Below are 22,965 nucleotides of genomic sequence, written 5' to 3' on the forward strand. Positions count from 1 at the left end.
GGGTAAAATTCACGGTGCTGGATTCACCAGCATCTGCCCCACGGAACCCCTGTCCATCATCTCCAGCGTCTGGCTGTGGAACAGGAACGGGAAGTGCGGCCACGAAGGCTGACCATAGTAGACGAGCAGTTCGACCTGGCCATCCACCCAGACGGTATCCTTCCAGCCGCGGTCTTCCGGGAACGGCATCGCGCCATTCACGTTACGGATCAGGAAGCTTACACCTTCAATATGGAACGACTGCGGCATATCCGAGCGAACGGTCCAGCGTTCCCACGTCCCCTGCTGGGCGGTAATGTCGATACGGTTAACGTCCCACAGCGCCCCGTTGATACCCGGATCGTCGCCCAGGCTGATATCACGGCTGCGCGCCGGCGAGCCGCTCATGATCTCCTGCGGCAGCAGGCGCATAGGCAGGCTATCGGTTACCAACGGCAGCAGGCCGGTTGGGCGCAGGGTTAGCACCAGCGTGGAAACAAGAATGCTCGACGGTTCAAAGAACCCGCGGATGCGATCCACAATGCTGGCCGCTTCACCGCAGGTCAACGACACTTCATCCCCATTGGTCATATCAATGAGAATTTCGCGACGTTCACCCGGCGAGAGCGCCAGCTGTTTAACGGACACCGGCGCCGGTAAAAAACCCTGGTCGCCGGAGATCACGTGTAGCGGTCGGCCATCGCTCATCTGGAGCTGATAGCGGCGCGAGTTAGAGGCGTTGAGCAGGCGCAGACGCACCCAACCACGCGAGACCTCAACGTAGGGGCTTTGTGCGCCGTTGACCAGCAGCGTATCGCCAACAAAGCCACCGCTGCCCGGCTCGCTGTATTCCGGCGTACCGAAATTATCCAGACGTTTGTCCTGGATAATAATCGGGAAGTCGTCCACGCCGTAGTGGTTCGGGATCGGCAGAGCTTTACTGACCTCATCCTCAATAAGCCACATTCCGGCAAGGCCGTTATAGACCTGCTGAGCGGTGCGGTTAGGGGTGTTAGCGTGATACCACAGCGTTGCCGCACTCTGGCGGATTGGCAGCACGGGCGCCCAGTCGGCATTGGGTGACATCATGCGCGGGGCACCACCCATCAACGGGCCCGGGACCTGTAAGCCGCTGACGGTCATCGCGACATTTTCAGTCGTCCGGTTACTGTAAATCAGCTTAACGTCATCGCCGTTCCACACGCGAATGGTTGGGCCAAGGTAGCGCCCATTGATTCCCCATATCTGCGCGCGCGTCCCCTGAGTAAAGGACCAGTGGCTACGCTGCAGGGTCAGGAATAACGGCTGCCCGCGACGGGATTCAATCAACGGCGGAATGGGCAGCGGCTGCTGCTGCCCGGCGGCGCTGGCTGTCAGCGGCATCGCACCCGCACAAAGGGCGATCCCCGAAGCCTGAATAAACTGACGCCGACTGAGTGACATATAAGCTCCATCTGAAACGACTAACAACGCGGGAATTCGTTTTCCCTTCAACGCCGGATTAAATCTTACCGGCGGCTTCTCTCTCTGCGACTTCTTTATCGAGTTGCGCAATATGCTGAGCCATCAGCTCACGGCAGTGTGCTGCCAGCTCGCGCACCTGATCTTTACCGTATTTGCTGGTATCGACGGGTGGCAGCATTTCGACAATCACCAGCCCGTTATTCAGGCGGTTAAGATTAATCTTATTCGATGTATTGGAAACGCACACGGGAATAATTGGAACGCCTGCCGCAATTGCGGCATGAAACGCACCGGTTTTAAAAGGCAGCAGGCCACGACCACGGCTGCGCGTCCCTTCCGGAAACATCCAGATAGAGATTTTGCGCTTCTTAAAATGATTCACCACTTCGGCGATGGTGCTGTGCGCTTTCGCACGATTATTGCGGTCAATCAGCAGGTTACCAGTCAACCAGTACAGCTGACCGAAAAACGGGATCCACAGCAGGCTCTTTTTCCCCACCGTCACGGTCGGAGGTAAAACGATGTTTGCGGCGGTCACCATATCGTAGTTGTTCTGATGGTTAGCGATATAGATGGCGTTACCGAAATTCTCAGCCCCTTCAGGCAGACGTTTTTCAACCTTCAGACCAAACAGCGGTGCCAGGCGACCGAACATATGGCCAAAGGTGGCAACATGCTTCGGATTACGCGGACTGAACAGGCAATAGATGCAGCCGAAGATACAGACCAGAATGCAGTAGATAACGGTAAGAATGAGACGAACAATGTATAGCATAGCGACCTCTGAAGCCCCAACAGCTGACAATTATACTTCACCTGTGGCCAGGTAAGGACTTTATTACGAGCGCGTATTGTTAATCGCAACGCACGAATTAACAACGATTTTACGGGAAATTTTACTGAAATTCCCCCTCCGGACGGAGGGGGGTATCACGACATTACTCTTCGCTGTCACCCGCGGTGCTGCGTGCAGGAGAGTCAATCTCCACGCGGTCAATACGCTGCAGACCGCGCATCAGCGAGCCACGGCGACCGCGCTCACCCACCACCTTCTGCAACTCTTCCGGGCGAAGTTTGATTTTACGCTTGCCGACATGAATGGTCAGCGTGCTCTGCGGCGGCAGAAGGAAGAGGTGCGCCAGGCCATCTTCGCCTTTCGCGGCTTCCGCCGACGGGATGTTAATGATCTTGTTGCCCTTGCCTTTTGACAGCTCCGGCAAATCGCTGACCGGGAACATCAGCATACGCCCGGCAGAGGTGATCGCCAGCAGCATGTCGCTCTCGTTCTCAATCACCAGCGGCGTCATCACGTGGGCGTTGTCCGGCAGGCTAATCAGCGCTTTACCGGCGCGGTTACGCGACACGAGATCGTTAAAGGTACAGATAAAGCCGTAGCCCGCATCGGAGGCCATCAGCAGTTTTTGGTCATCCGCTTCCATCAGCATATGGTCAACCGTCGCGCCCGGCGGCAGCGTCAGCTTGCCGGTCAGCGGTTCACCCTGCCCGCGCGCGGAAGGCAGCGTGATCGGGTCGATGGCGTAGCTGCGACCTGTGGAATCGATAAACGCCACCGGCTGGTTGCTCTTGCCTTTCACCGCCGCTTTGAAGCTGTCACCCGCTTTATAGCTCAGGCCCGGCGCGTCAATATCGTGGCCTTTGGCGCTACGCACCCAGCCGCTCTGCGACAGCACAATGGTGACCGGCTCGGATGGCTGCATGTCGTGCTCGTTCATCGCCTTCGCTTCTTCGCGCTCGTGCAGCGGAGAACGACGGTCATCGCCAAAAGCCTCAGCATCGGCCTGCAGCTCTTTCTTCAGCAGGTTGTTCATCTTGCGTTCGGACGCGAGGATCGCCTGCAGCTGATCGCGCTCTTTTTCCAGCTCGATCTGCTCGCCGCGGATCTTCATCTCTTCCAGTTTGGCGAGATGACGCAGCTTCAGTTCGAGGATCGCTTCGGCCTGGGTTTCGCTGATGCCAAAGCGCGACATCAGCGCGGGCTTCGGTTCGTCCTCGGTGCGGATGATCTCAATCACTTCGTCGATATTGAGGAACGCCACCAGCAAACCTTCGAGGATATGCAGGCGCTTAAGCACTTTTTCCAGACGGTGGTTCAGACGGCGGCGTACCGTATCGCGGCGGAACGTCAGCCATTCAGTGAGGATCTCCAGCAGGTTTTTCACCGCCGGACGACCGTCAAGGCCAATCATGTTCAGGTTGATACGGTAGCTTTTTTCCAGGTCGGTGGTGGCGAACAGGTGGTTCATCACCTGTTCCATGTCCACGCGGTTAGAACGCGGGACGATCACCAGACGGGTCGGGTTCTCGTGGTCGGATTCATCGCGCAGGTCGTCCACCATCGGCAGCTTTTTATTGCGCATCTGGGAGGCGATCTGCTCCAGCACTTTCGCGCCGGAGACCTGATGCGGCAGCGCGGTGATCACCACGGCGCCGTCTTCTTTATTCCACACCGCGCGCATGCGCACGGAGCCGCGACCGTTCTGGTAGATTTTGCGGATTTCCGCACGCGAGGTGATGATTTCGGCTTCGGTCGGGTAATCCGGCCCCTGCACGATATCCAGCAGCTCGTCCAGCGAGGTTTTCGGCTGCTCAATCAGAGTGATGGCGGCTTTCGCCACTTCACGCAGGTTGTGCGGCGGAATGTCCGTCGCCATACCGACCGCGATACCGGTGGTGCCGTTCAGCAGAATGTTCGGCAGACGCGCAGGCAGCATTTTCGGCTCCTGCATCGTACCGTCGAAGTTTGGCACCCAGTCAACGGTTCCCTGACCCAGCTCGCCCAGCAGCACTTCGGCATATTTAGACAGGCGGGATTCGGTATAACGCATCGCCGCGAAGGATTTAGGATCGTCCGGCGCACCCCAGTTCCCCTGCCCGTCCACCAGCGGGTAGCGGTAAGAGAACGGCTGCGCCATCAGCACCATCGCTTCATAACAGGCGCTGTCGCCGTGCGGATGGTATTTACCCAGCACGTCACCGACGGTACGGGCGGATTTCTTGAACTTGGCGGTGGCGTTCAGCCCCAGCTCGGACATCGCATAGACGATGCGGCGCTGAACGGGCTTCAGGCCATCCCCGATAAACGGCAACGCCCTGTCCATGATGACGTACATGGAGTAGTTCAGGTAGGCGTTTTCCGTGAATTCATGTAGCGCGAGGCGCTCTGCCATATCGCTCATTACGTGTGATTCCTCAACTCAGAAACCGAAGGGTTTCAGGCAATATTGCCGCAGATACTACCTCATCTGACGAATTGAGTCACAAAGAAAAAGGGCCGCTTGTGCGGCCCTTTCCGGGTTATTTGTTCAGCTTAATAACCTGCTTCACGTCGATTTCAAACTCGTTCCAGTCTTTATCGACTTTACCCTGGAGTTCGACCTTATCCTGCGGGCTGACGGTCACGCCGTTCCAGCGCTTGTGGTCAATCTCAACCACCACCGTGCCGGTTTCATCGCGGAAGGTATAGCGGTCATCGGACAGGCGCTCGGTGATGTTCCCGCGCAGCTTCACCCAGGCATCGTCCTTCAGATCCTTCACTTTTGCCGCCGTCGTCAGGTTGGCGTTGTTATCCACAAAACCGCCCTGCTGGGTTTGCGTCTGGGTTGCGGTTGCGGACGGGCCGTTAAATCCGCCCTGCGCGGCAAAAACAGGGGCAGTGGTCATCATCATGATGGCAGCAAGTGCAGCGAATTTTTTCATCTTAATCTCTCCCTTTAATGTGGTTTCGCAGTCCATTAAACAGGGTAATCCTTAACAACTTCTTAAGGGGAAAATTTATTTATTTTTACTGTACAGCATGTTGATTCAGAGGGTTTACTGACGGCATCAAGGAGGGAACATGCGCATTTTACTGGTAGAAGACGACAGGCTCATCGGCGATGGCATCAAAGCGGGCCTGAGCAAAATGGGGTTTAACGTGGACTGGTTTACCGACGGGAAAACCGGTCAGGCTGCGCTGTATAGCGCGCCCTATGATGCCGTAGTGCTGGATCTGACGCTGCCGGAGATCGACGGACTGGCGATCCTGCGCGCCTGGCGCGAAAGCGGGCGCAGCGAGCCGGTACTGATTCTGACGGCGCGGGATGCGCTGAACCAGCGCGTCGAGGGGTTGCGCCTGGGCGCGGACGATTACCTTTGCAAGCCGTTTGCCCTGATCGAAGTGGCCGCGCGCCTTGAAGCGCTGGGGCGGCGCAGCCACGGTCAGACCCGCAGCGAGCTGCGTCACGGTAAGGTCACGCTCGACCCGACGAGCCTTGTCGCCACGCTGGAGGGCGAAACGCTGACCCTCAAACCAAAAGAGTTCGCCCTGCTGGAGCTGCTGATGCGCAATGCAGGCCGTGTGCTCCCCCGCAAAGCAATTGAAGAAAAGCTCTATAACTGGGATGACGATGTCTCCAGTAACGCCGTAGAGGTCCACGTCCATCATCTTCGCCGCAAGCTCGGCAGCGCGTTTATCCGCACCGTGCACGGCATCGGCTACACCCTGGGTGACGCATGAAACTGAGCCTGAAACTCCGCCTGACGCTGCTCTTCCTGCTGCTCTCCCTGACGGCCTGGTTTGCCGCCAGTCTTGTCGCGTGGCAGCAAACGACGCATAAGCTCGACAAGCTCTTTGATACCCAGCAGATGCTGTTTGCCAAACGTCTGCTGACGATGGACCTGGACGAGATCCGCGCGCCGGAGCGCATGCGCGAGGTGCCCAAAAAAGCCAAACACGGGCATCTGGACGATGACGCGCTGGCCTTTGCCATTTTCAGCGCCGACGGCAGCATGATCCTCAACGACGGTGAAAACGGGCACGATATTCCGTATCACTACCGCCGCGACGGGTTTACTGACGGGCGGCTTCAGGATGACAACGACGAATGGCGATTCTTATGGCTGACGTCGCCAGACGGTAAATACCGCGTGGTGGTCGGCCAGGAGTGGGAGTATCGGCAGGATATGGCGCTGGACGTGGTCAGCTCGCAGCTTACGCCGTGGCTGGTGGCGCTGCCCGTGATGCTGCTGTTGCTAATCGTCCTGCTAAGCCGCGAGCTGAAGCCGCTGAAAAAGCTGGCACAGACGTTGCGTTCTCGCTCACCGGATGCCACCGATAAACTGCCTACGGAGGGCGTACCAACCGAAGTGCGCCCCCTGCTCGACGCGCTGAATCATCTCTTCGCGCGCACTCAGGAGATGATGACCCGCGAGCGCCGCTTTACCTCCGATGCCGCCCACGAATTGCGCAGCCCGCTGGCGGCCCTGAAGGTGCAAACCGACGTGGCGCAGCTTTCTCAGGACGATCCGCAGGCGCGGGAAAAAGCGCTGATGCAGCTGCATGCGGGTATCGACCGCGCCTCCCGACTGGTGGATCAGCTCCTCACGCTGTCGCGTCTGGACTCGCTGGATAATCTCGACGATGTCGAACCGATTACCCTGGCCGATTTACTGCAGTCGGCCGTGCTGGATATCTGGCATCCGGCCCGGCAGGCGGGCATTGATATTCGCCTGAACATCCATGCGCCAGAGGTTACGCGCACGGGCCAGCAGCTGCTCCTGAGCCTGCTGGCGCGCAACCTGCTGGATAACGCGATTCGCTACAGCCCGCGCGGCAGCGTGGTGGACGTGACGCTAGACCCGCGCAGCTTTACCGTTCGCGACAACGGCCCCGGTATTTCACCTGATGCGCTGGCGCGCATCGGCGAACGCTTTTATCGTCCGCCGGGCCAGGATGCCACCGGCAGCGGGCTGGGGATATCTATCGTCAGGCGCATTGCCGCCCTGCATGGGATGCACGTCTCGCTGAACAATGCGCCTGAAGGCGGTTTTGAAGTGAAGGTCAGCTGGTAAGGAATTATTGCATTTAACGCAAAAGACTTTGCACATTTTGCTTATTTTACCGCACCGTCCTCGCGCGTAGAATACTCGCCATACTCTCATCACCGAGGACAAATAATGAGCAACATTCTGATTATCAATGGCGCAAAAGAATTCGCGCACTCTAAAGGCCAGCTGAATGACACCCTGACCGAGGTCGCGGACGGTTTCCTGCGCGACGCCGGGCATGATGTTAAGGTCGTGCGCGCGGACAGCAATTACGACGTGAAGGCAGAAGTGCAGAACTTCCTGTGGGCCGACGTGGTGATCTGGCAGATGCCGGGCTGGTGGATGGGCGCGCCGTGGACCGTGAAGAAATACATGGACGACGTCTTCACCGAAGGCCACGGCTCGCTGTATGCCAGCGATGGCCGTACCCGCTCCGATGCCTCTAAAAAATATGGCTCCGGCGGTCTGATTCAGGGCAAAAAATATATGCTCTCCCTGACCTGGAACGCGCCGATGGAAGCGTTCACCGAGAAAGATCAGTTCTTTGAAGGCGTGGGCGTTGACGGCGCGTACCTGCCGTTCCACAAGGCTAACCAGTTCCTGGGCATGGATCCGCTGCCGACCTTTATCGTCAATGACGTGATTAAAATGCCTGATGTCCCGAGCTATATCGCAGAATATCGCAAGCATCTCGCGGAAATTTTTGCTTAACTGGTACCCTGGAATTAAAGGAGTAGTCACAATGCTTACCGTTATTGCAGAAATCCGTACTCGTCCAGGTCAACATCACCGCCAGGCGGTGCTGGATCAGTTCGCGAAAATTATCCCGACCGTACTGAAAGAAGAAGGCTGCCACGGCTACGCGCCGATGGTGGATGCCGCCACTGACGCCAGCTTCCAGGCGACCGCACCAGACTCAATCATCATGGTTGAGCAGTGGGAAACCGTCGCGCATCTTGAAGCGCACCTGCAGACCGCGCACATGAAAGCGTGGAGCGACGCAGTGAAGGGTGACGTGCTGGAAACCCACATCCGCATTCTGGAGCAAGGGGTTTAAGTTCCCCTCACCCAGTCCTCTCCCACGGGGAGAGGGAGAACATACCAGGCCCGGTGTGCGTCAGCGCTACCGGGCTTTTTTTTATCGGCTTAAAACTCAACTGCTATGCTTATTCTGACTTCATGATTAACAGGAGGATGGAATGGGTCTTTTTAACTTCGTGAAAGAAGCAGGCGAAAAGCTATGGGATAACCTGACCGATCATAAAGGCCAGAGCGACAAAATCACCGAGCATCTCAAAAAACTCAATATTCCCGGTTCAGATAAGGTTCAGGTTAACGTCACCGACGGCAAAGCCAGCGTGACGGGCGACGGGCTGACCCAGGAGCAGAAAGAAAAAATCCAGGTTGCCGTCGGGAACATCGCGGGCGTGAGCGAGGTGGAGAACAACATCACCGCGACCGATGCCAAAGATGAAGCCACCTACTACACGGTGAAATCCGGCGATACGCTGAGCGCTATCTCCAAAACCGTGTACGGCGATGCCAACCAGTACAATAAGATTTTTGAGGCTAACCGCCCGATGCTCTCCAGCCCGGATAAAATCTTTCCTGGCCAGACGCTGCGTATTCCTAAAGCGTGACCCGCAAGCCGGGGAATCAGCTGCTTTTCTTCCCCGGTTTTAACCCACGGTGTAGCTCGTTGATGCGCTTCATGGACTTGATGGTGCGCTGCGGCTCGGTGGAGGCGACGGATAAAATAATCATCTCCAGACACAGCAGCACCGTGCCGTGGAGCGGGATTTTGCCCTTTTCCCCGCCGCGCGGAACGTGGATCACCACGCTGGCTTCCTTACTGAAGCGCGAGTCAAGGGCGTTGGTCAGCAGGATCGTTGGAATACCCAGACGTTTAGCTTCACGCAGCGTCGTTTGCCCCTCCCGGTGCGCGGACTTCTGCGCCATCATCACCAGCACGTCGCCGCGCTGAAGCGCAATCAGCTGTTCCGCAAGCCCTATTCCGGTGCGGTTAAGCGGCGTGGCGGGTAACCCCATGCGGCTGAACAGCCTGGCGGTGTACTCGGCCAGAATACCGGAGGCGCCAATGCCAAATATGGCAACCTGCCTCGCCTGCGCCAGCAGGGAAACCGCCTGCGCCATCGCGTAGCGGTTGTGCGGCTCGGATAGCACGTTGCAGGTGTGTTGATGCCCCTCCAGCACAAAATCGATGCTCGCGTTGACGTCGCTGGCAAGCGTATTCACCGTGGTGGAGATCTTTTCGCTGGACGTCACCACCGGACCAAACCACTGCTCCAGGGTCTGCTTCAGATCGCGCAGCCCGGCGAAACCCAGCGCCTGAATGGCGCGAACTACCGTGGCGTCCGAGGTTTTCAGTCCCGCAGCAATCTCCATTGCCGTCTGCTCCATCACCGCTTCGCGGTTGTCATGGATATAGCGTGCGACCTGCAGCAGGCGCGGCGACAGCTGATGCGCGCGGGCGCGAAAGCGGTCGCCATAGACATCCACGCGCCCTTTCTCTTTGCGGATCACCGTGACGCCTCCGGCAGCGGACGCCCGGCAATCTGCGACTGCACCTGCGCGGCCATCAGCCCTAACGAGGCAAACGAATTTGAGATCGCCTCTTCGCGCGAGATCAGCACATAATGCCCGGTCCGGCAGGCATTCAGGAACTGACACCAGCCCGGCATCACCGCATCCATCGCCGCCAGCTCGTCCTGCGGTTTACCGCCGGTATCCCCACGCCAGGTGGCAAACACAAAATCGGCATCCAGCTCCGGCAGGCGCTCGGCGCTGACGTCAATCCGCCCACCTTCCGGGATGGACTCAATCAGCGGCGGGAAGGTGAACCCGGCATCACGCAGCACGCGGCCCAGCGAGTGATAGCTATGCATGGCGTTAATCTTCCCCTGATTTGCCTGAATCACGGACACGCTAATTTTTCGGGTATCCACCGTCGCTTTCAGCGCCCCGATCTGCTCCTGATAGCGGCGCTCAAGGATCGCCAGCCGCGCCTGCGTGCCCGTGAGCTGCGCCAGCTTGCGGTAGATCTCCGGCGCGCCGCCGTCGAGATGATCGATGCTTACCGTCGGGGCAATTTTCGCCAGCTGATCCACCGGCGTGTTACGGGTCGGCTCGGTCACGATCAGATCGGGCTTTGCCGCGGCGATGGCTTCAATATCGATATCCGCCGTGCCGATAAATTTGATGTCGGAATTATCGAAGTCTACGCCCGTTAACATCCCGCTGGAGCGCAGAAAATGGCTGCCGTCCGGCCGCGTACGGCCGTGGCTCGCCACCGGCGGCACGCCTAGCTCAATCAGCGGAATAGTGATATCCAGATCGTGTAATGAGACAATCCGCTTCGGATGAACCGGCACAACGACCTTGCGTCCCAAATCGTCGGTAAACACCTGAGTCGGCTCCGCCGCGCTCACCGCAAACCCCACCAGCAACAGCATCGAAAATACTACGCGCATCATAGTCCCCTAAAATCTGTCCCGACGCTGCCAAAGCAGCAGCAGGAAAAACGGTCCGCCAATCAGTGAAATCACAATTCCCGCCGGCAGCTGCAGCGGGAGGAATGCCAGACGGCCAACGTTATCCGCAAGCAGCACCAGCAGCGCGCCCAGCACGGCGCTTCCCGCCAGGAGCGCGGTTTGCCCACCGCGCAGCAGCAGGCGTGCCATATGCGGGGCAATCAGCCCCACGAAACCAATACTGCCCACGCAGGAGACGCTGGCCGCCGTCAGCACTACCGGGGCGAGAACCCGCAGCAGCGCCAGCCGGGTTGTGCGAACGCCAAGGCCCGTAGCGGCCTGATTGCCGAGCAACGCCACGTCCGCGGCTCGCGCGGTAAACAGCAGCAGCGCAAACGCGGGAGCCGCCCAAAATGCGGCCAGCCCCACCAGCGTCCAGCTGGCCGCGTGCAGGCTTCCCGCCAGCCAGAGCATCGCCGTCTGCACGTCGCGCACGTCAGCGGTGGTAATAAAGACGCCCATTGCCGCGGCAAACGCCCACGACACGCCAATGCCTGTCAGGATGAATCGCGGGCGCGAGATATCGCGCGCCAGGGCGATAACCAGCAGCGCGGTGAGCAGCCCGCCAGCCATCCCGACCAGCGGGCGCCAGGCCAGGCCCAGCGCCGGAAACTGAAAAATCAGCAGCAGTACCGCCGCGCTACAGCCCTCTTTCACGCCGATAAGCCCCGGGTCAGCCAGGCCATTGCGGGTAATTGACTGCATTGCCGCCCCAGCCATGCCGAGCATGGCGCCGCACAGTATCGCCATCATCAGGCGCGGCAGGCGGATGTCCATCACGATGTAGCGCGTCTCCGCCGTCAGGCTTTCTGGGTAAAACAGCGCGCGCCCGATGGCGGAAGTGGGAATGGGCAGGGAGCCGTGCGTCAGGCCAAAACCTGTCAGCAGGCAGGCGGCCAGCGCCAGGATAACCAGACACGCCAGCGCCTTTGGACGAACCAGCGCCGAGAAGGCACCAACGCGCAGCGCGCACAGCCCGGCGCGATTCATTTAAACATCCTCGAGGCCATGAAGATAAAGACGGGGGCGCCAACCAGCGCGGTCATGATGCCGGTTGCCAGCTCCCAGGGCGTAAACAGCGTGCGGGCCGCGATATCTGCCAGCAGCAGAACCAGCGCGCCGCAAAGGGCGGACAGCGGCACCATCGCACGCAGGTCGACCGACACCAGACGGCGAATGAGCTGCGGCACCACCAGGCCGACAAAGCCAATCGGCCCGGCGATGGAGACGGCCGCGCCGCAGAGCAGCGCAATCGCCAGCAGGGCAAGCAGGCGGGTTTTCAGCAGCGACACGCCAAGCCCCTGGGCCATTCTGTCGCCCAGCGCCAGCATGTTGAGCGAAGGCGACAGTCCGATAGCGAGAACCAAGCCGGCTGCCGTAGCCCACAGGGCGCTCTGCAGCGTCTGTACGTTAACCCCGGCTAAATCCCCCGCCAGCCAGGTACGCAGGGAGAGCAGCGTCTGTTCGTCCAGAATCAGCACGGCGGCGGTGACTGACGAGGCAAATGCCGACATCGCGACGCCGCACAGGGTGATTTTCATCGGCGTGAGCCCGGTGCGACCGGAAGAGGAGAATATCAGCACCAGCAAAAACAGCGTGGCAGCACCGGCGGCGGCAATAAGCGGCTGGCCGATCGGCAGGGTCAGGCCCAGCGCGCTCGTCAGCACCACCGCCAGCGCCGCCCCGGCATTGAGCCCCAGAATATGCGGCTCGCCCAGCGGGTTGCGGATAACCGACTGCAATAATACCCCCGCCACGCCAAGCGCCGCACCGGTAACCGTAGCTGCAATGAGGCGTAACAGGCGCAGCCTGACGATGACGTTATGGTCGAAATTATGCGGGTCGAAAGCCAAAAAAGCCTGGGCCACCGTCCAGGGAGGAAAAACGCGCGCGCCGATCCCGAGGTGTGCAATCGCGCTCGCTACCAGCAGTAGCGCAAAAAGGATAAATGCCAGAGACGCGCGCATCATCATTTTTCCGCGACCTGGCGAAAGGGCATAAAGAACGGCTTGCCGGTCAGCGGGTTAATGGACATATGCACGTCAACATCGAACACCGCTTTGATCAGCGCCGGCGTGCAGACGTCGCCTTCATGCAATACACCCTCCACTTTTCCCTGGCGTAAAAAGACCAGCGAATCGCCGTAGTTCACCGCGAAGTTGAGATCGTGCAGCACCACCACTACGGTACGTCCGTGCTGGCGGGTCAGGGCGTGCAGCAGCTCCAGGATCTCCACCTGATAGCGGAGGTCGAGAAACGTTGTGGGCTCGTCCAGCAGGATATACGGCGTTTGCTGCGCCAGCGCCATGGCAATCCAGCAGCGCTGGCGCTGGCCGCCGGACAAGCTTTCGACCGGCAGGTGCGCAAAGTCTGCCGTGCCGGTCAGGCGCAGGGCCTCTTCCACCGCCAGCTCGTCTTCGTCGCTCCACTGACGCATAAAATTTTGCCAGGGAAACCGCCCGCGCGAGACCAGATCGAAGACGGTTAACCCTTCCGGCAGCAGCGGAGACTGGGGCAGAATGCCAAGCTGACGGGCAATCGCTTTGGTTGGCTGCTCATGAATGGCTTTGCCGTCCAGCAGCGCGGTTCCCCCAAGCGGCTGCAGCAACCGCGCGATAGTGCTCAACAACGTGGATTTCCCGCAGCCGTTCGCCCCTACCAGCACCGTCATTTTCTGCTGGGGGATCGCAAGGGAGATCTCATCAATGATGATTTTTTTCTGATAGCCCGCGGAAAGGTTTTCAAGAACCAGTCCCGGTTTGTTTGTGTTGTGAGCCACGTGAATGCCAACGTAATGAAAAAAATAACAAATAAAAATAAAACTCATTCTCTTTTGAGAGTTTGACGCCGCGCCATGTAGTAGTCAAGAGAAGAAACACCCTGAAAACACAAGGGATAAACGCTAAGCATTATATAAAACATAAAATCAATAAAACCTTTATTTTCAATGCTTTAAACATTATCCCTTTGCACTTTTACGCACCACTTATGGCCGTAGCCGATTTTTGCTTTTTTCCATTTACTACTACACCCGCACATGATTGAATGATTCTCAATTACATGTCCGATGCCAAATCTGGCTAACGGGCAGAGCGTAAAGGGCAATGACTCACACATTTTTCCGCGAAACGTCTTCGCGGGATATTTCGGGATAACAGATGTAATGGCTACGTTCACACCTTCCCTCTCTGGGGTAAAAGGGCGCGCGCTCTTTTCACTGCTGTTTATGACGCCGCTGGTGCAGGCGGCAGACGCCACCGCGGCTAAAGACGGCGAAACGCTTACCGTCACCGCCGATCCAAATACCGTGGTGGAGGCCACGAATGGCTATCAGCCGCTAAATACCTCCACCGCCACGCTAACCAACATGCCGATGCTGGATATCCCGCAGGTGGTGAATACCGTCAGCGATAAAGTGCTGGAAGATCAGCACGCCACCACGCTGGATGAAGCGCTCTATAACGTCAGCAACGTGGTGCAGACCAACACCCTGGGCGGCACGCAGGATGCCTTTGTGCGCCGCGGGTTTGGCGCGAACCGCGACGGCTCGATCATGACCAACGGCCTGCGCACCGTACTGCCGCGCAGCTTTAATGCCGCAACCGAGCGCGTAGAGGTGCTGAAAGGCCCGGCCTCAACGCTTTATGGCATTCTCGATCCCGGCGGCCTGATTAACGTCGTCACCAAACGCCCGGAGAAGACCTTCGGCGGTTCGATTTCCGCCACCTCTTCCAGCTTTGGCGGCGGCACAGGACAGGTTGACGTGACCGGGCCGATTGACGGCACGCGTCTGGCATATCGCCTCACGGGCGAATATCAGGACGAGGATTACTGGCGTAACTTTGGCAACGAACGCAGCACCTTTATCGCCCCGTCGCTCACCTGGTTTGGCGACGATGCCACCGTGACCGTACTCTATTCGCATCGCGACTATAAGACGCCGTTCGATCGCGGAACAATCTTCGATCTCAACACCAAACAGCCGGTGAACGTGGATCGTAAAACCCGCTTTGACGAGCCATTTAACGTCACCGACGGGCAGTCTGACCTCGCCCAGCTCAACGCGGAATATCGCCTTAACAGCCAGTGGACCGCAAAGTTCGACTACAGCTTCAGCCAGGATAAATACAGCGATAACCAGGCCCGCGTGATGGCCTACGATGCAAAAACCGGCAACCTGACCCGCCGCGTGGATGCGACCCAGGGGTCGACCCAGCGCATGCACAGCACCCGCGCGGATCTGCAGGGGAACGTGGATATCGCAGGCTTTTACAATGAGATCCTCACCGGCGTGTCGTATGAGAATTACGATCTGCTGCGCACGGACATGATGCGCTGTAAGAACGTGAAGGATTTCAATATCTATCACCCGACGTATGGCAACCTCGGCAAGTGCACCACCGTGTCGGCGTCCGACAGCGACCAGACGCTCAAGCAGGAGAGCTATTCCGCTTACGCGCAGGATGCCCTGTACCTGACCGATAAGTGGATCGCCGTGGCAGGCATGCGCTACCAGTATTACACCCAGTACGCGGGCAAAGGCCGTCCGTTTAACGTGAACACCGACAGCCGCGACGAGCAGTGGACCCCGAAGCTGGGGCTGGTTTACAAGCTCACGCCATCCGTCTCGCTGTTTGCCAACTACTCGCAAACGTTTATGCCGCAGTCGTCCATTGCGAGCTACATTGGCGACCTGCCGCCGGAAACGTCGAATGCTTACGAAGTGGGCGCCAAGTTTGACCTGTTCAACGGCATTACCGCCAATATCGCGCTGTTTGATATCCACAAGCGCAACGTGCTGTACAACGAAAGCGTGGGGGGTGAAACCGTCGCCAAAACCGCGGGCCGCGTGCGCTCCCAGGGCGTGGAGGTGGATCTGGCCGGGTCATTGACCGAAAACACCAATATCATCGCCAGCTATGGCTATACCGACGCGAAGGTGCTGGAAGACCCGGACTATGCCGGCAAACCGCTGCCGAACGTGCCGCGCCATACCGGCTCCCTGTTCCTGACCTACGATATTCACAATGCGTTTGCCGGAAACACCCTGACGCTCGGCGGCGGCGGGCACGGCGTGAGCCGTCGTTCAGCGACCAACGGTGCGGATTACTATCTGCCGGGCTATTTCGTGGCGGATGCGTTTGCGGCGTATAAAATGAAGCTTCAATATCCGGTGACGCTACAGGTGAACGTGAAAAACCTGTTTGATAAGACCTACTACACCTCATCTATCGCGACCAACAACCTGGGCAATCAGATTGGCGACCCGCGTGAAGTGCAGTTTACGGTGACGATGGCGTTTTAATTAAAACGGCCCGGTGGCGATACCCTCTACCGGGCCTGGAATTTTAACAGAAAAAATCTTAATTTCCCCGATAGCGAACAACATCAGCATTTCAATTAATTTTTTATCAGGAATAAACCGCGCTGAAATAGTAAAAACTTCCTTAATCCTAACTCAAAATTCTTAAATCCAGCCTTTTACTATATCGTTCTTATGCGCTGTTGATTACTATATTGTCCCTCAGGTAGAAGGAGTCAGTGAAGCCACCAATAAGGACATGCGGTAGTATGATTTCGATTTTGCTTGCAGACGATCATCCAGCAATTTGCTTTGCTTTAAAGGTACTGCTCGAGAAGCACGGAGATATGGTCGTCAGTACCTCTACAGGTGAAAAACTGCTGTCCCAGCTGCACCAGCAGCGTCCGGACTTATTAATTCTGGATCTCGAACTTAAGCACGCCGATGGCCTCGACCTGTTGCCCCGAATTAAACAACACTTCCCGGAACTTAAAATCCTGATCTTTACCAGCCAGTCAGCAGGTTTATATGCGCTGAGAACGCTCCAGGCCGGGGCGCAGGGATTTATCAATAAAAATATGCCGCTGGAAAACGTTGAGCCACTGTGCCGGCTTATTATGACGGGTTATCAATGTTTTCCCGAAGGGACGCTGTTCAAAGCCGCCAGCGTCAATGAAAAAAGCGATGCGCCAGAATCACTATCAAGCCGCTTTTCGGATCGCGAAATGGCCGTTCTCAATTACCTGAAACAGGGCAAAAGTAACAAAGAGATTGCCGATCTCCTGATGCTCAGCAATAAAACCATTAGTACCTATAAAACCCGGATGCTGCAAAAATGTGGCTGCGACGATCTCAACCAGCTAATTTCGCTGATCTTCAGAGAGTCTGATAATGAGAATACTTAGCGGGCTGCTGCTGTTGCTCGTCGCGTTTATGGCACAAGGTGCGACGGCGCAAGAACCCCTTAAGCTTCTCTCCCGAAGCATGGAGACGATTGCCGACCCGGGGCTCAGTGCAAGCGAATGGCGCTGGCTGCGTGAACACCGCAAGATCCGCCTGGCCGTCTGGCTGCCGATGTCGCCGCCCTATGACATCACTACCGGCCTGAATGATTACGGTGGCATCAATGCCGATTTCATCGGTCTGGCGGCGGATAATCTTGGCGTCGAAATAGAGGTGATTCGCTACCCAAACTATCACGCTGCACTGGAAGCGTTACGCGCAGGGAAAGCCGATTTCATCGCGCAGGCCAGCGATAACCAGCATAATCAGGGGCTGGTGCTAAGCCACCCATACAGCCCCAATGCTGCCGTTGAAGTAGTAAACAACGAAGCCACCCAGGATGATGCGGTCAGAAAGATCGCCATCGCGCCGGGCTACGATCCTCAACGTGTCATACCGCGCTACCCGAACGCGGAGATCGTCCCCTTCTATTCACCACGCCACGCGCTGGAAGCACTCGCGTTTCGAAAAATAGACCTTTTCTTTTGCGATGGCGTCACCGCCCGCTATCTGGTGAACCAGTCCAACATTAGCAACTTACTCATACGTCCTCTCGACACCCCCTTTCCCGTTTCAGGATTTTCCTTTGCGGCAATGCCAAAGATGCAAATCTGGATCACGGTGCTGAATAACTTTCTGGCCGCGTTACCGGAAAGTGCGAGCGTAGAGATACATCGTCGGTGGAATGGCGGCATTCCGCTTTCACTTAGCGAGCAGAAACCGGTCTTCACATCGCTGGAGAATAAATGGATTGAGGAGCACAAACGTATACGGGTGGCAGTGGCCGAGGATAACCCACCGATAGCCTTTTTTGATAAAGGCGGCAAGATGCGTGGCATCATTGCCGATGTCCTGACCGCGTTACAGCTTCGCACCGGGTTTAGCTTTGTTATTCAGCGTTTTCCTACCCAAAAGGCGGCCCTGGCGTCGGTGAAAGCGGGAAAATCGGATTTGGTTGCAGGCGTGACGCAGGGGGATATCTGGCGCACCGATTTACTGACCACCCGTACCTGGCTCTATAACTCTTGGGTGATGGTCGGACAAGCGCATTCGGTTGCGGGAGCGGTGAGTCCAGGCGTACTCAGCCTGGACGGGCAGTCGCCCGAAGAGTGGTTACGTAAGCAGAGCGGGGGCCAAACGGAAAAGGTCGACACCTGGCGACAGGGGCTCAACCGCATTGTTCACAGTAACGACAAGATGATGGCCATGCCGCTGATCGTCGCCAATACGCTTCTGGCGAATAAAGAGTATGCCTCGCTCCGTATTCTGGGAAGCATCGACATCGATCCAATGCGATTCTCATTCGGGGCGTCCCGCCAGTCCTGGCCTTTAATCACCATTCTCAATAAAGCGCTCATTAATATTCCGCCGGAGGATCTCCATGCCCTGACCCGGGGCGGAAATGCGGGTAACAGCTTTACGTCGACAGGACCAAAACAGGTCGCGCTGAGCACGGTATTGAGCGTCGGACTGGCAATCGCATTTCTTCTCTGCCTCGCCGCCGCCTGGGGGTACCGCCGCCATCTGCGCTATCAACAGCGAATGCTGAAAATCATTTCGGCCCAGCGACAATCCAGAAAACTTGCGCTTCGCGCCAGCCGCGCGAAGAGCGTGTTTCTGACAACCATGAGCCACGAGATACGCACACCGATCGGCGCTATCATGGGGATGCTGGAGCTCGTCATGAAACGCCCTGGCGATACCCAGCAAAACCGCCAGTCCGTGCAGGTGGCGTGGGATGCCGCCCAGGCCTTGCTGCATTTGATAGGCAACATACTCGATGTGTCGCGTATCGAATCTGGCCGCCTGGTGCTTCGTCCCGAGCGTTCCTCGCTGCGCAAGCTGATTGAGGAGCCCGCCATGTTGTTCGAAGGCATGGCGGCGCAAAAAGGGCTGGCCTTCGTACTGGAGCGTGATGCCGAACTGCGGGAGGACGTCTTGGTCGATCGCAGCCGTTTCAGGCAGATTCTGGTTAACATCGTCGGAAACGCGATCAAATTCACCGAACGCGGACAGATAACGCTGAGCGTGCAACTCGACGGACGTGACGAGGGCTATCTGCTGTTGCGTATAACGGTCGTCGATACCGGCGTAGGTATCGACGAGGCCACTCAACAGCGATTGTTCCAACCCTTCGCTCAGGGAAACACCCCTAACGTTGCACAGGGGAGCGGGCTGGGGCTTTATATCTGCCGCACGTTAACCATGATGATGGGCGGCAGTTTAGCGATCCACAGCGAACCTGGACAGGGAACGACGGTCACAGTCTCCCTTAAGCTGCCGATGATGGCAGAACGCCAGGATGTTCCTGATATATCGCCCGCGACCTCGCTTTCTCGCCCCTCCCTGCGCGTTTTGATTGTCGATGATAATCCCGTCGGCAGAATGGTACTCAGCCAGCAGCTAAGCTGGCTTGGCCACCACGCGATCGGCGCCGACAGCTCAGCCTCTGCGCTGGAAGCACTACAGCATGCGCAACCGGATGCGGTGATCGCCGATTGCAATATGCCCGGCATAAGTGGGTTTGAGCTGGCAAAGATAATTCATACGAACTACCCCGACATTGTAGTCTTTGGCGCGACCGCTGACGCCCGGGAAATTGTCCGGGAGATGGCAAGAGAAGCAGGTATGCGGCACTGTCTGTTTAAGCCGATCACCCTCACTATGCTTGCGGAACTGCTGGCCCCCCTGAAGGGATCGGCCCCGATTGCCGAGAGTCCGCAAGGGTCAATAGCGTGCAACCTGCCGCCCGAATTGCTGGAAGGGAATAACCTGCCCCTGTTCCTGTCGCTCCAGATTTCGGTCATTGATGAATCCCTTACCCACCTGCGCGCCTGGCTCGTGACGCCGGAAACCGCGCTGCGTGAGACGCTGCACAAGCTGCGCGGCGGACTGGCGTTACTGGGCGTGCCCGCGTTGATAGCCCGCTGTGAAGCACAGGAATCCAACCCGGACCACGACGGGATCCAGCTGCTGTTAGCTGAACTTGAGCAGCTACGCGCCACGTTACAGCGTTGGTACGATTCAGGACGACAACCTTAATCCACGTCCTACATGCGTTGAGGACGCGTCTGCATCGTTTTGGCTATCCGCGTTGCAGTACTCTTTTGTTCACAGGAGATTGCCGGAGCATTTGTTCAGGCAATACATCAACAAAGGAGAAAGACTATGAAGAAATTAGTTTCCGTTCTGTCTGTCGTTGCAGCTGTTGGTATGTTCGCTACAGCATCAGCACACGCCGCTGAAAGCTGTGCTGCTAAAAGCGCTGCGCTGGAAAAAGAGATCAAAATTGCCCAGCAGTATGGCAATACCTACAAAGTGAATGGCCTGAAAAAAGCCCTGGCAGAAGTCAAAGCCCACTGTACTAACGCAAGCGTTCTGGCTGATGCCCAGAAAGACGTGCGTAAGCTGGAGAAAAAACTGGCTGAAAAACGTGGCGACGTTGCAGAAGTTCAGGCCGATCTGGCAGAAGCTAAAGCGAAGGGTGATGCTAAGAAGATTGCCAAGTACCAGAAAAAACTGGCAGAAAAACAGGCGGATCTGCGTGAAATTCAGCAAGAGCTGAATCAGGCTCGTGCTGAGCTGGCAGCCCTCAGTAAATAAGCCATAGCGAGCTTAATCGTGGGCAGCAAAAGCTGCCCACGATGTTAACGCATATGCAGATTCGTCATGCTGTTCGAGTGATGGTACTGTTACTGACAGCAAACGCTGCGGCTGCAAATGAAAAGACATGGGTTATTCTTAATAACGACTATAAAGGCTCAATCTTTCTTGATTTTCACTCCGATAAACCCTGCCTGACGCGTCCTCTTCTCGAAGAGTGGGGCGTAAAATCCTCCGTACTTGACAGGCTTCACTGGGATACCTGGGCATGTCTGAGCGCCGACTCGGCGAACGCCTTCGCTCTCCAGTTCTGGTATCGTCCGGATGCCAACCTGCTCACGCTTTTATTTCCTCAGGAGGCGTTTAATCCGCACCAAAACGGGGTCAGCACCAGCCGCTGGGATGATGGTATTAATGCCCTGTTTGTTAACTACCGGCTGGACGTCAATAACCAACGTGCGCAGTACCGTTGGGATACGCCGGGCACCGATGCAACGCTCGTGCTGGAAAATGGCCTTAACGTCGGGCCGTGGCGCATGCGCTATCAGAATACCTTCTGGCGAGAGGCGGACCGCCAGCACGGCTCTTACAGCAATTCAGCCTCTGTCTGGCGCAGTATCATGTCTATGCGATCCCGGCTTAACCTTGGCGACGGTTACACCTCATCGAACCTGTTCGACAGTATGTCCTATCGGGGGATTTCCCTTGCCAGCGATGAGGCGATGTTCCCGGATAGCTGGCGGCCCTATTCGCCGCTAATTAACGGCTATGCGCGCAGCGAAGCGGAAGTCACCCTTCGTCAGAACGGCGAGCGCGTCTATCGCATTCACGTCCCGCCGGGGCCCTTTGTTATCCGTGATTTTTATCCACCAGATTTACAGGGCAACCTTGAGCTGACGATTCAGGAGAGCGACGGGAGCGAGCGTACCCGGTCCATTCCGTACTCGATTATGCCCAATCTGGTGCAGTATCAAATGTTCAGTTACGAACTGGTCGCCGGGCGTTATAAACCCTTTCACGGCGTAGAGCTGGAAAAAGATCGTTTCTGGCAGAGCACGCTCTCCTGGGGCGTCGCCCCGCGCGCCACCGTATTTGGAGGCATACAGCAGGGCGAAAATTACTTCAGTCATGTTGTGGGATTGGGCGGCAATATGGGCAAATGGGGAGCGTTGTCCGCGGATGTACGTAATGCCCGTTACAGCCAGCAGGGCAAAGCGCTCAGCGGCAGCGTCGGGCGAGTGCGTTATGCAAAAACATTTTTTCAAACCGAAACCAGCCTTAACGCCCAGCTTCAGTGGTACCCGCGCGGTAGCCAGTACCGTTCGCTTGAGGAGCGGTTAAACCGCGCCTCAGTGCTTGCCTTGGGTTTAGATGATGACACCACCCAGCGCGCCCTTGAGGGCCAGATTGAGCTGACACAAAACTTCGACGAAAACTCAAGCCTAAACCTCTCGTGGCGCTGGCTGAAATCACGCGCTCGCGAGGCGGCCAGTAACAGTCTGACCCTGAGCCTGGACGCCAGCTGGGAGGACGTCGATTTTTCACTTTATGGCAGCTATGACCGCTATGGTGACTATGCCCCGGAATCAACGCTGGGGTTTAACATCAGCATTCCCTTCAGCATTGGAAGCCATTTTACCAATGTGGCATTGGTTTCCGACCTCGCCAGCCGAAACAAGAATACCCATGGAATCAACGTCAATGGCTCGCTACTGGATGATTATAGCCTGCGCTATGACGTGACGGCGGAGCATATCGAACACGGGAACGATGCCCTGAAAAGCAGTATCGGCTATCAGTACAACAGCGGAGAGCTGAACGTCAGTATGACCCGCAGCGGCACGCAACGTGATTACCATGGCGACGTCAGCGGCAGCGTGCTGTTATATGAGAAGGGGGTTGTCCTGGGCCAGACGCTGGGAAGTACTGCGGCACTGGTTCAGGTGCCAGGTTCGGCGAAGATTGGGTTTTATAACCAGTTCGGTTCGACCACCAACGCAGATGGCGATCTGCTGGTGAGTTACCTCACCCCCTGGCGAGTAAACCGCATCACGGTTGACAGCTTAAGCCTGCCTGAAGGGACCGATATGGATGTGAATGAGCTGGAGACCGTGCCCACCGACGGTGCAATTGTTAATCTGCGTTTTTTGAAACCGGAAAAAACAGCGTTTCGCTGACGGGATTATGGCGCAACGCCCACGCGCCCGGCGTTCCCTCAGCCCCCTGGGAGGCTGAGGG

General features: G+C 57.2%; 19 protein-coding genes. 10 read left to right on the forward strand and 9 right to left on the reverse strand.

Going from position 1 to position 22,965, the window contains the following annotated elements; translation table 11 throughout:
- Positions 1–9: 9 nt before the first annotated feature.
- From ftsP to M2433_RS16770, 4 genes are all read right to left on the reverse strand, one after another.
- Positions 10–1,422 carry a cell division protein FtsP gene (gene ftsP, locus M2433_RS16755; protein ID WP_059310604.1) on the reverse strand — a complete coding sequence of 471 codons (1,413 nt, stop codon included), beginning with the start codon at positions 1,420–1,422 and terminating at the stop codon, positions 10–12.
- A 58-nt stretch (positions 1,423–1,480) separates the two neighbouring features.
- A complete protein-coding gene (gene plsC, locus M2433_RS16760; RefSeq protein WP_029740707.1) occupies positions 1,481–2,218 on the reverse strand; it encodes a 1-acylglycerol-3-phosphate O-acyltransferase in 738 nt (245 codons plus the stop codon).
- A 163-nt stretch (positions 2,219–2,381) separates the two neighbouring features.
- Positions 2,382–4,640 carry a DNA topoisomerase IV subunit A gene (gene parC, locus M2433_RS16765; protein ID WP_429056007.1) on the reverse strand — a complete coding sequence of 753 codons (2,259 nt, stop codon included), beginning with the start codon at positions 4,638–4,640 and terminating at the stop codon, positions 2,382–2,384.
- Between the two features lie 118 nt (positions 4,641–4,758).
- Complete coding sequence (locus M2433_RS16770; protein ID WP_029485199.1) at positions 4,759–5,160, reverse strand: YgiW/YdeI family stress tolerance OB fold protein; 402 nt, start codon at positions 5,158–5,160, stop codon at positions 4,759–4,761.
- 139 nt (positions 5,161–5,299) lie between these two features.
- Here M2433_RS16770 and qseB point away from each other — a divergent pair, with 139 nt between their 5' ends.
- The 5 genes from qseB (at position 5,300) to lysM (ending at position 8,909) form a co-directional block, all read left to right on the forward strand.
- Positions 5,300–5,959: a quorum sensing response regulator transcription factor QseB gene (qseB, locus tag M2433_RS16775; protein ID WP_429056006.1), complete on the forward strand. Its 660-nt coding sequence runs from the start codon at positions 5,300–5,302 to the stop codon at positions 5,957–5,959.
- Positions 5,956–7,293, forward strand: coding sequence for a quorum sensing histidine kinase QseC (qseC, locus tag M2433_RS16780; RefSeq protein WP_429056005.1), 1,338 nt, complete (start codon positions 5,956–5,958; stop codon positions 7,291–7,293). The genes qseB and qseC overlap by 4 nt, the downstream gene beginning before the upstream one ends.
- Positions 7,294–7,398: 105 nt before the next feature.
- Complete coding sequence (locus M2433_RS16785) at positions 7,399–7,980, forward strand: NAD(P)H-dependent oxidoreductase (RefSeq protein ID WP_047347835.1); 582 nt, start codon at positions 7,399–7,401, stop codon at positions 7,978–7,980.
- A 31-nt stretch (positions 7,981–8,011) separates the two neighbouring features.
- Positions 8,012–8,326 carry a putative quinol monooxygenase gene (locus M2433_RS16790; protein ID WP_008502984.1) on the forward strand — a complete coding sequence of 105 codons (315 nt, stop codon included), beginning with the start codon at positions 8,012–8,014 and terminating at the stop codon, positions 8,324–8,326.
- A gap of 142 nt (positions 8,327–8,468) precedes the next feature.
- Positions 8,469–8,909 (forward strand): peptidoglycan-binding protein LysM, encoded by a 441-nt coding sequence (gene lysM, locus M2433_RS16795; RefSeq protein WP_429056002.1) that lies wholly within the window; start codon positions 8,469–8,471, stop codon positions 8,907–8,909.
- Positions 8,910–8,925: 16 nt separating this feature from the next.
- Here the strand turns inward: lysM and M2433_RS16800 are convergent, their stop codons facing one another.
- From M2433_RS16800 to M2433_RS16820, 5 genes are read right to left on the reverse strand one after another with little or no spacing between them, the layout of a single operon-like run.
- Positions 8,926–9,813, reverse strand: a complete 888-nt coding sequence (locus tag M2433_RS16800) for a MurR/RpiR family transcriptional regulator (RefSeq protein ID WP_063431012.1) — start codon at positions 9,811–9,813, stop codon at positions 8,926–8,928.
- Entirely contained in the window at positions 9,810–10,760 is a 951-nt protein-coding gene (locus M2433_RS16805) for an iron-siderophore ABC transporter substrate-binding protein (protein ID WP_429056041.1), read from the reverse strand. Before M2433_RS16805 ends, M2433_RS16800 begins: the two co-directional genes overlap by 4 nt.
- A 9-nt stretch (positions 10,761–10,769) precedes the next feature.
- The gene (locus M2433_RS16810) at positions 10,770–11,810 is read right to left on the reverse strand and encodes a FecCD family ABC transporter permease (protein ID WP_429056000.1); all 1,041 of its coding nucleotides are present in this window, start codon (positions 11,808–11,810) and stop codon (positions 10,770–10,772) included.
- Positions 11,807–12,790, reverse strand: a complete 984-nt coding sequence (locus M2433_RS16815) for a FecCD family ABC transporter permease (protein ID WP_429056039.1) — start codon at positions 12,788–12,790, stop codon at positions 11,807–11,809. The genes M2433_RS16810 and M2433_RS16815 overlap by 4 nt, the downstream gene beginning before the upstream one ends.
- Positions 12,790–13,599 carry an ABC transporter ATP-binding protein gene (locus M2433_RS16820; protein WP_429055998.1) on the reverse strand — a complete coding sequence of 270 codons (810 nt, stop codon included), beginning with the start codon at positions 13,597–13,599 and terminating at the stop codon, positions 12,790–12,792. Before M2433_RS16820 ends, M2433_RS16815 begins: the two co-directional genes overlap by 1 nt.
- 384 nt (positions 13,600–13,983) lie before the next feature.
- On the opposite strand from M2433_RS16820, the gene M2433_RS16825 reads away from it, so the two are divergent.
- The 5 genes from M2433_RS16825 to M2433_RS16845 all read left to right on the forward strand — a co-directional run bounded on the left by M2433_RS16825 (position 13,984) and on the right by M2433_RS16845 (position 22,904).
- Entirely contained in the window at positions 13,984–16,125 is a 2,142-nt protein-coding gene (locus M2433_RS16825) for a TonB-dependent siderophore receptor (RefSeq protein ID WP_429055996.1), read from the forward strand.
- A gap of 236 nt (positions 16,126–16,361) precedes the next feature.
- Positions 16,362–17,027, forward strand: coding sequence for a response regulator (locus M2433_RS16830; RefSeq protein WP_429055994.1), 666 nt, complete (start codon positions 16,362–16,364; stop codon positions 17,025–17,027).
- The gene (locus M2433_RS16835; RefSeq protein WP_429055993.1) at positions 17,014–20,166 is read left to right on the forward strand and encodes an ATP-binding protein; all 3,153 of its coding nucleotides are present in this window, start codon (positions 17,014–17,016) and stop codon (positions 20,164–20,166) included. Before M2433_RS16830 ends, M2433_RS16835 begins: the two co-directional genes overlap by 14 nt.
- Before the next feature lie 126 nt (positions 20,167–20,292).
- Positions 20,293–20,727 carry a DUF1090 domain-containing protein gene (locus tag M2433_RS16840; protein ID WP_429055992.1) on the forward strand — a complete coding sequence of 145 codons (435 nt, stop codon included), beginning with the start codon at positions 20,293–20,295 and terminating at the stop codon, positions 20,725–20,727.
- Between the two features lie 80 nt (positions 20,728–20,807).
- Positions 20,808–22,904: a fimbria/pilus outer membrane usher protein gene (locus tag M2433_RS16845; RefSeq protein ID WP_429056038.1), complete on the forward strand. Its 2,097-nt coding sequence runs from the start codon at positions 20,808–20,810 to the stop codon at positions 22,902–22,904.
- Positions 22,905–22,965 lie beyond the last annotated feature (61 nt).

Source organism: Enterobacter sp. AC1 (assembly GCF_050434705.1).
Lineage (GTDB): Bacteria > Pseudomonadota > Gammaproteobacteria > Enterobacterales > Enterobacteriaceae > Enterobacter > Enterobacter cloacae_L.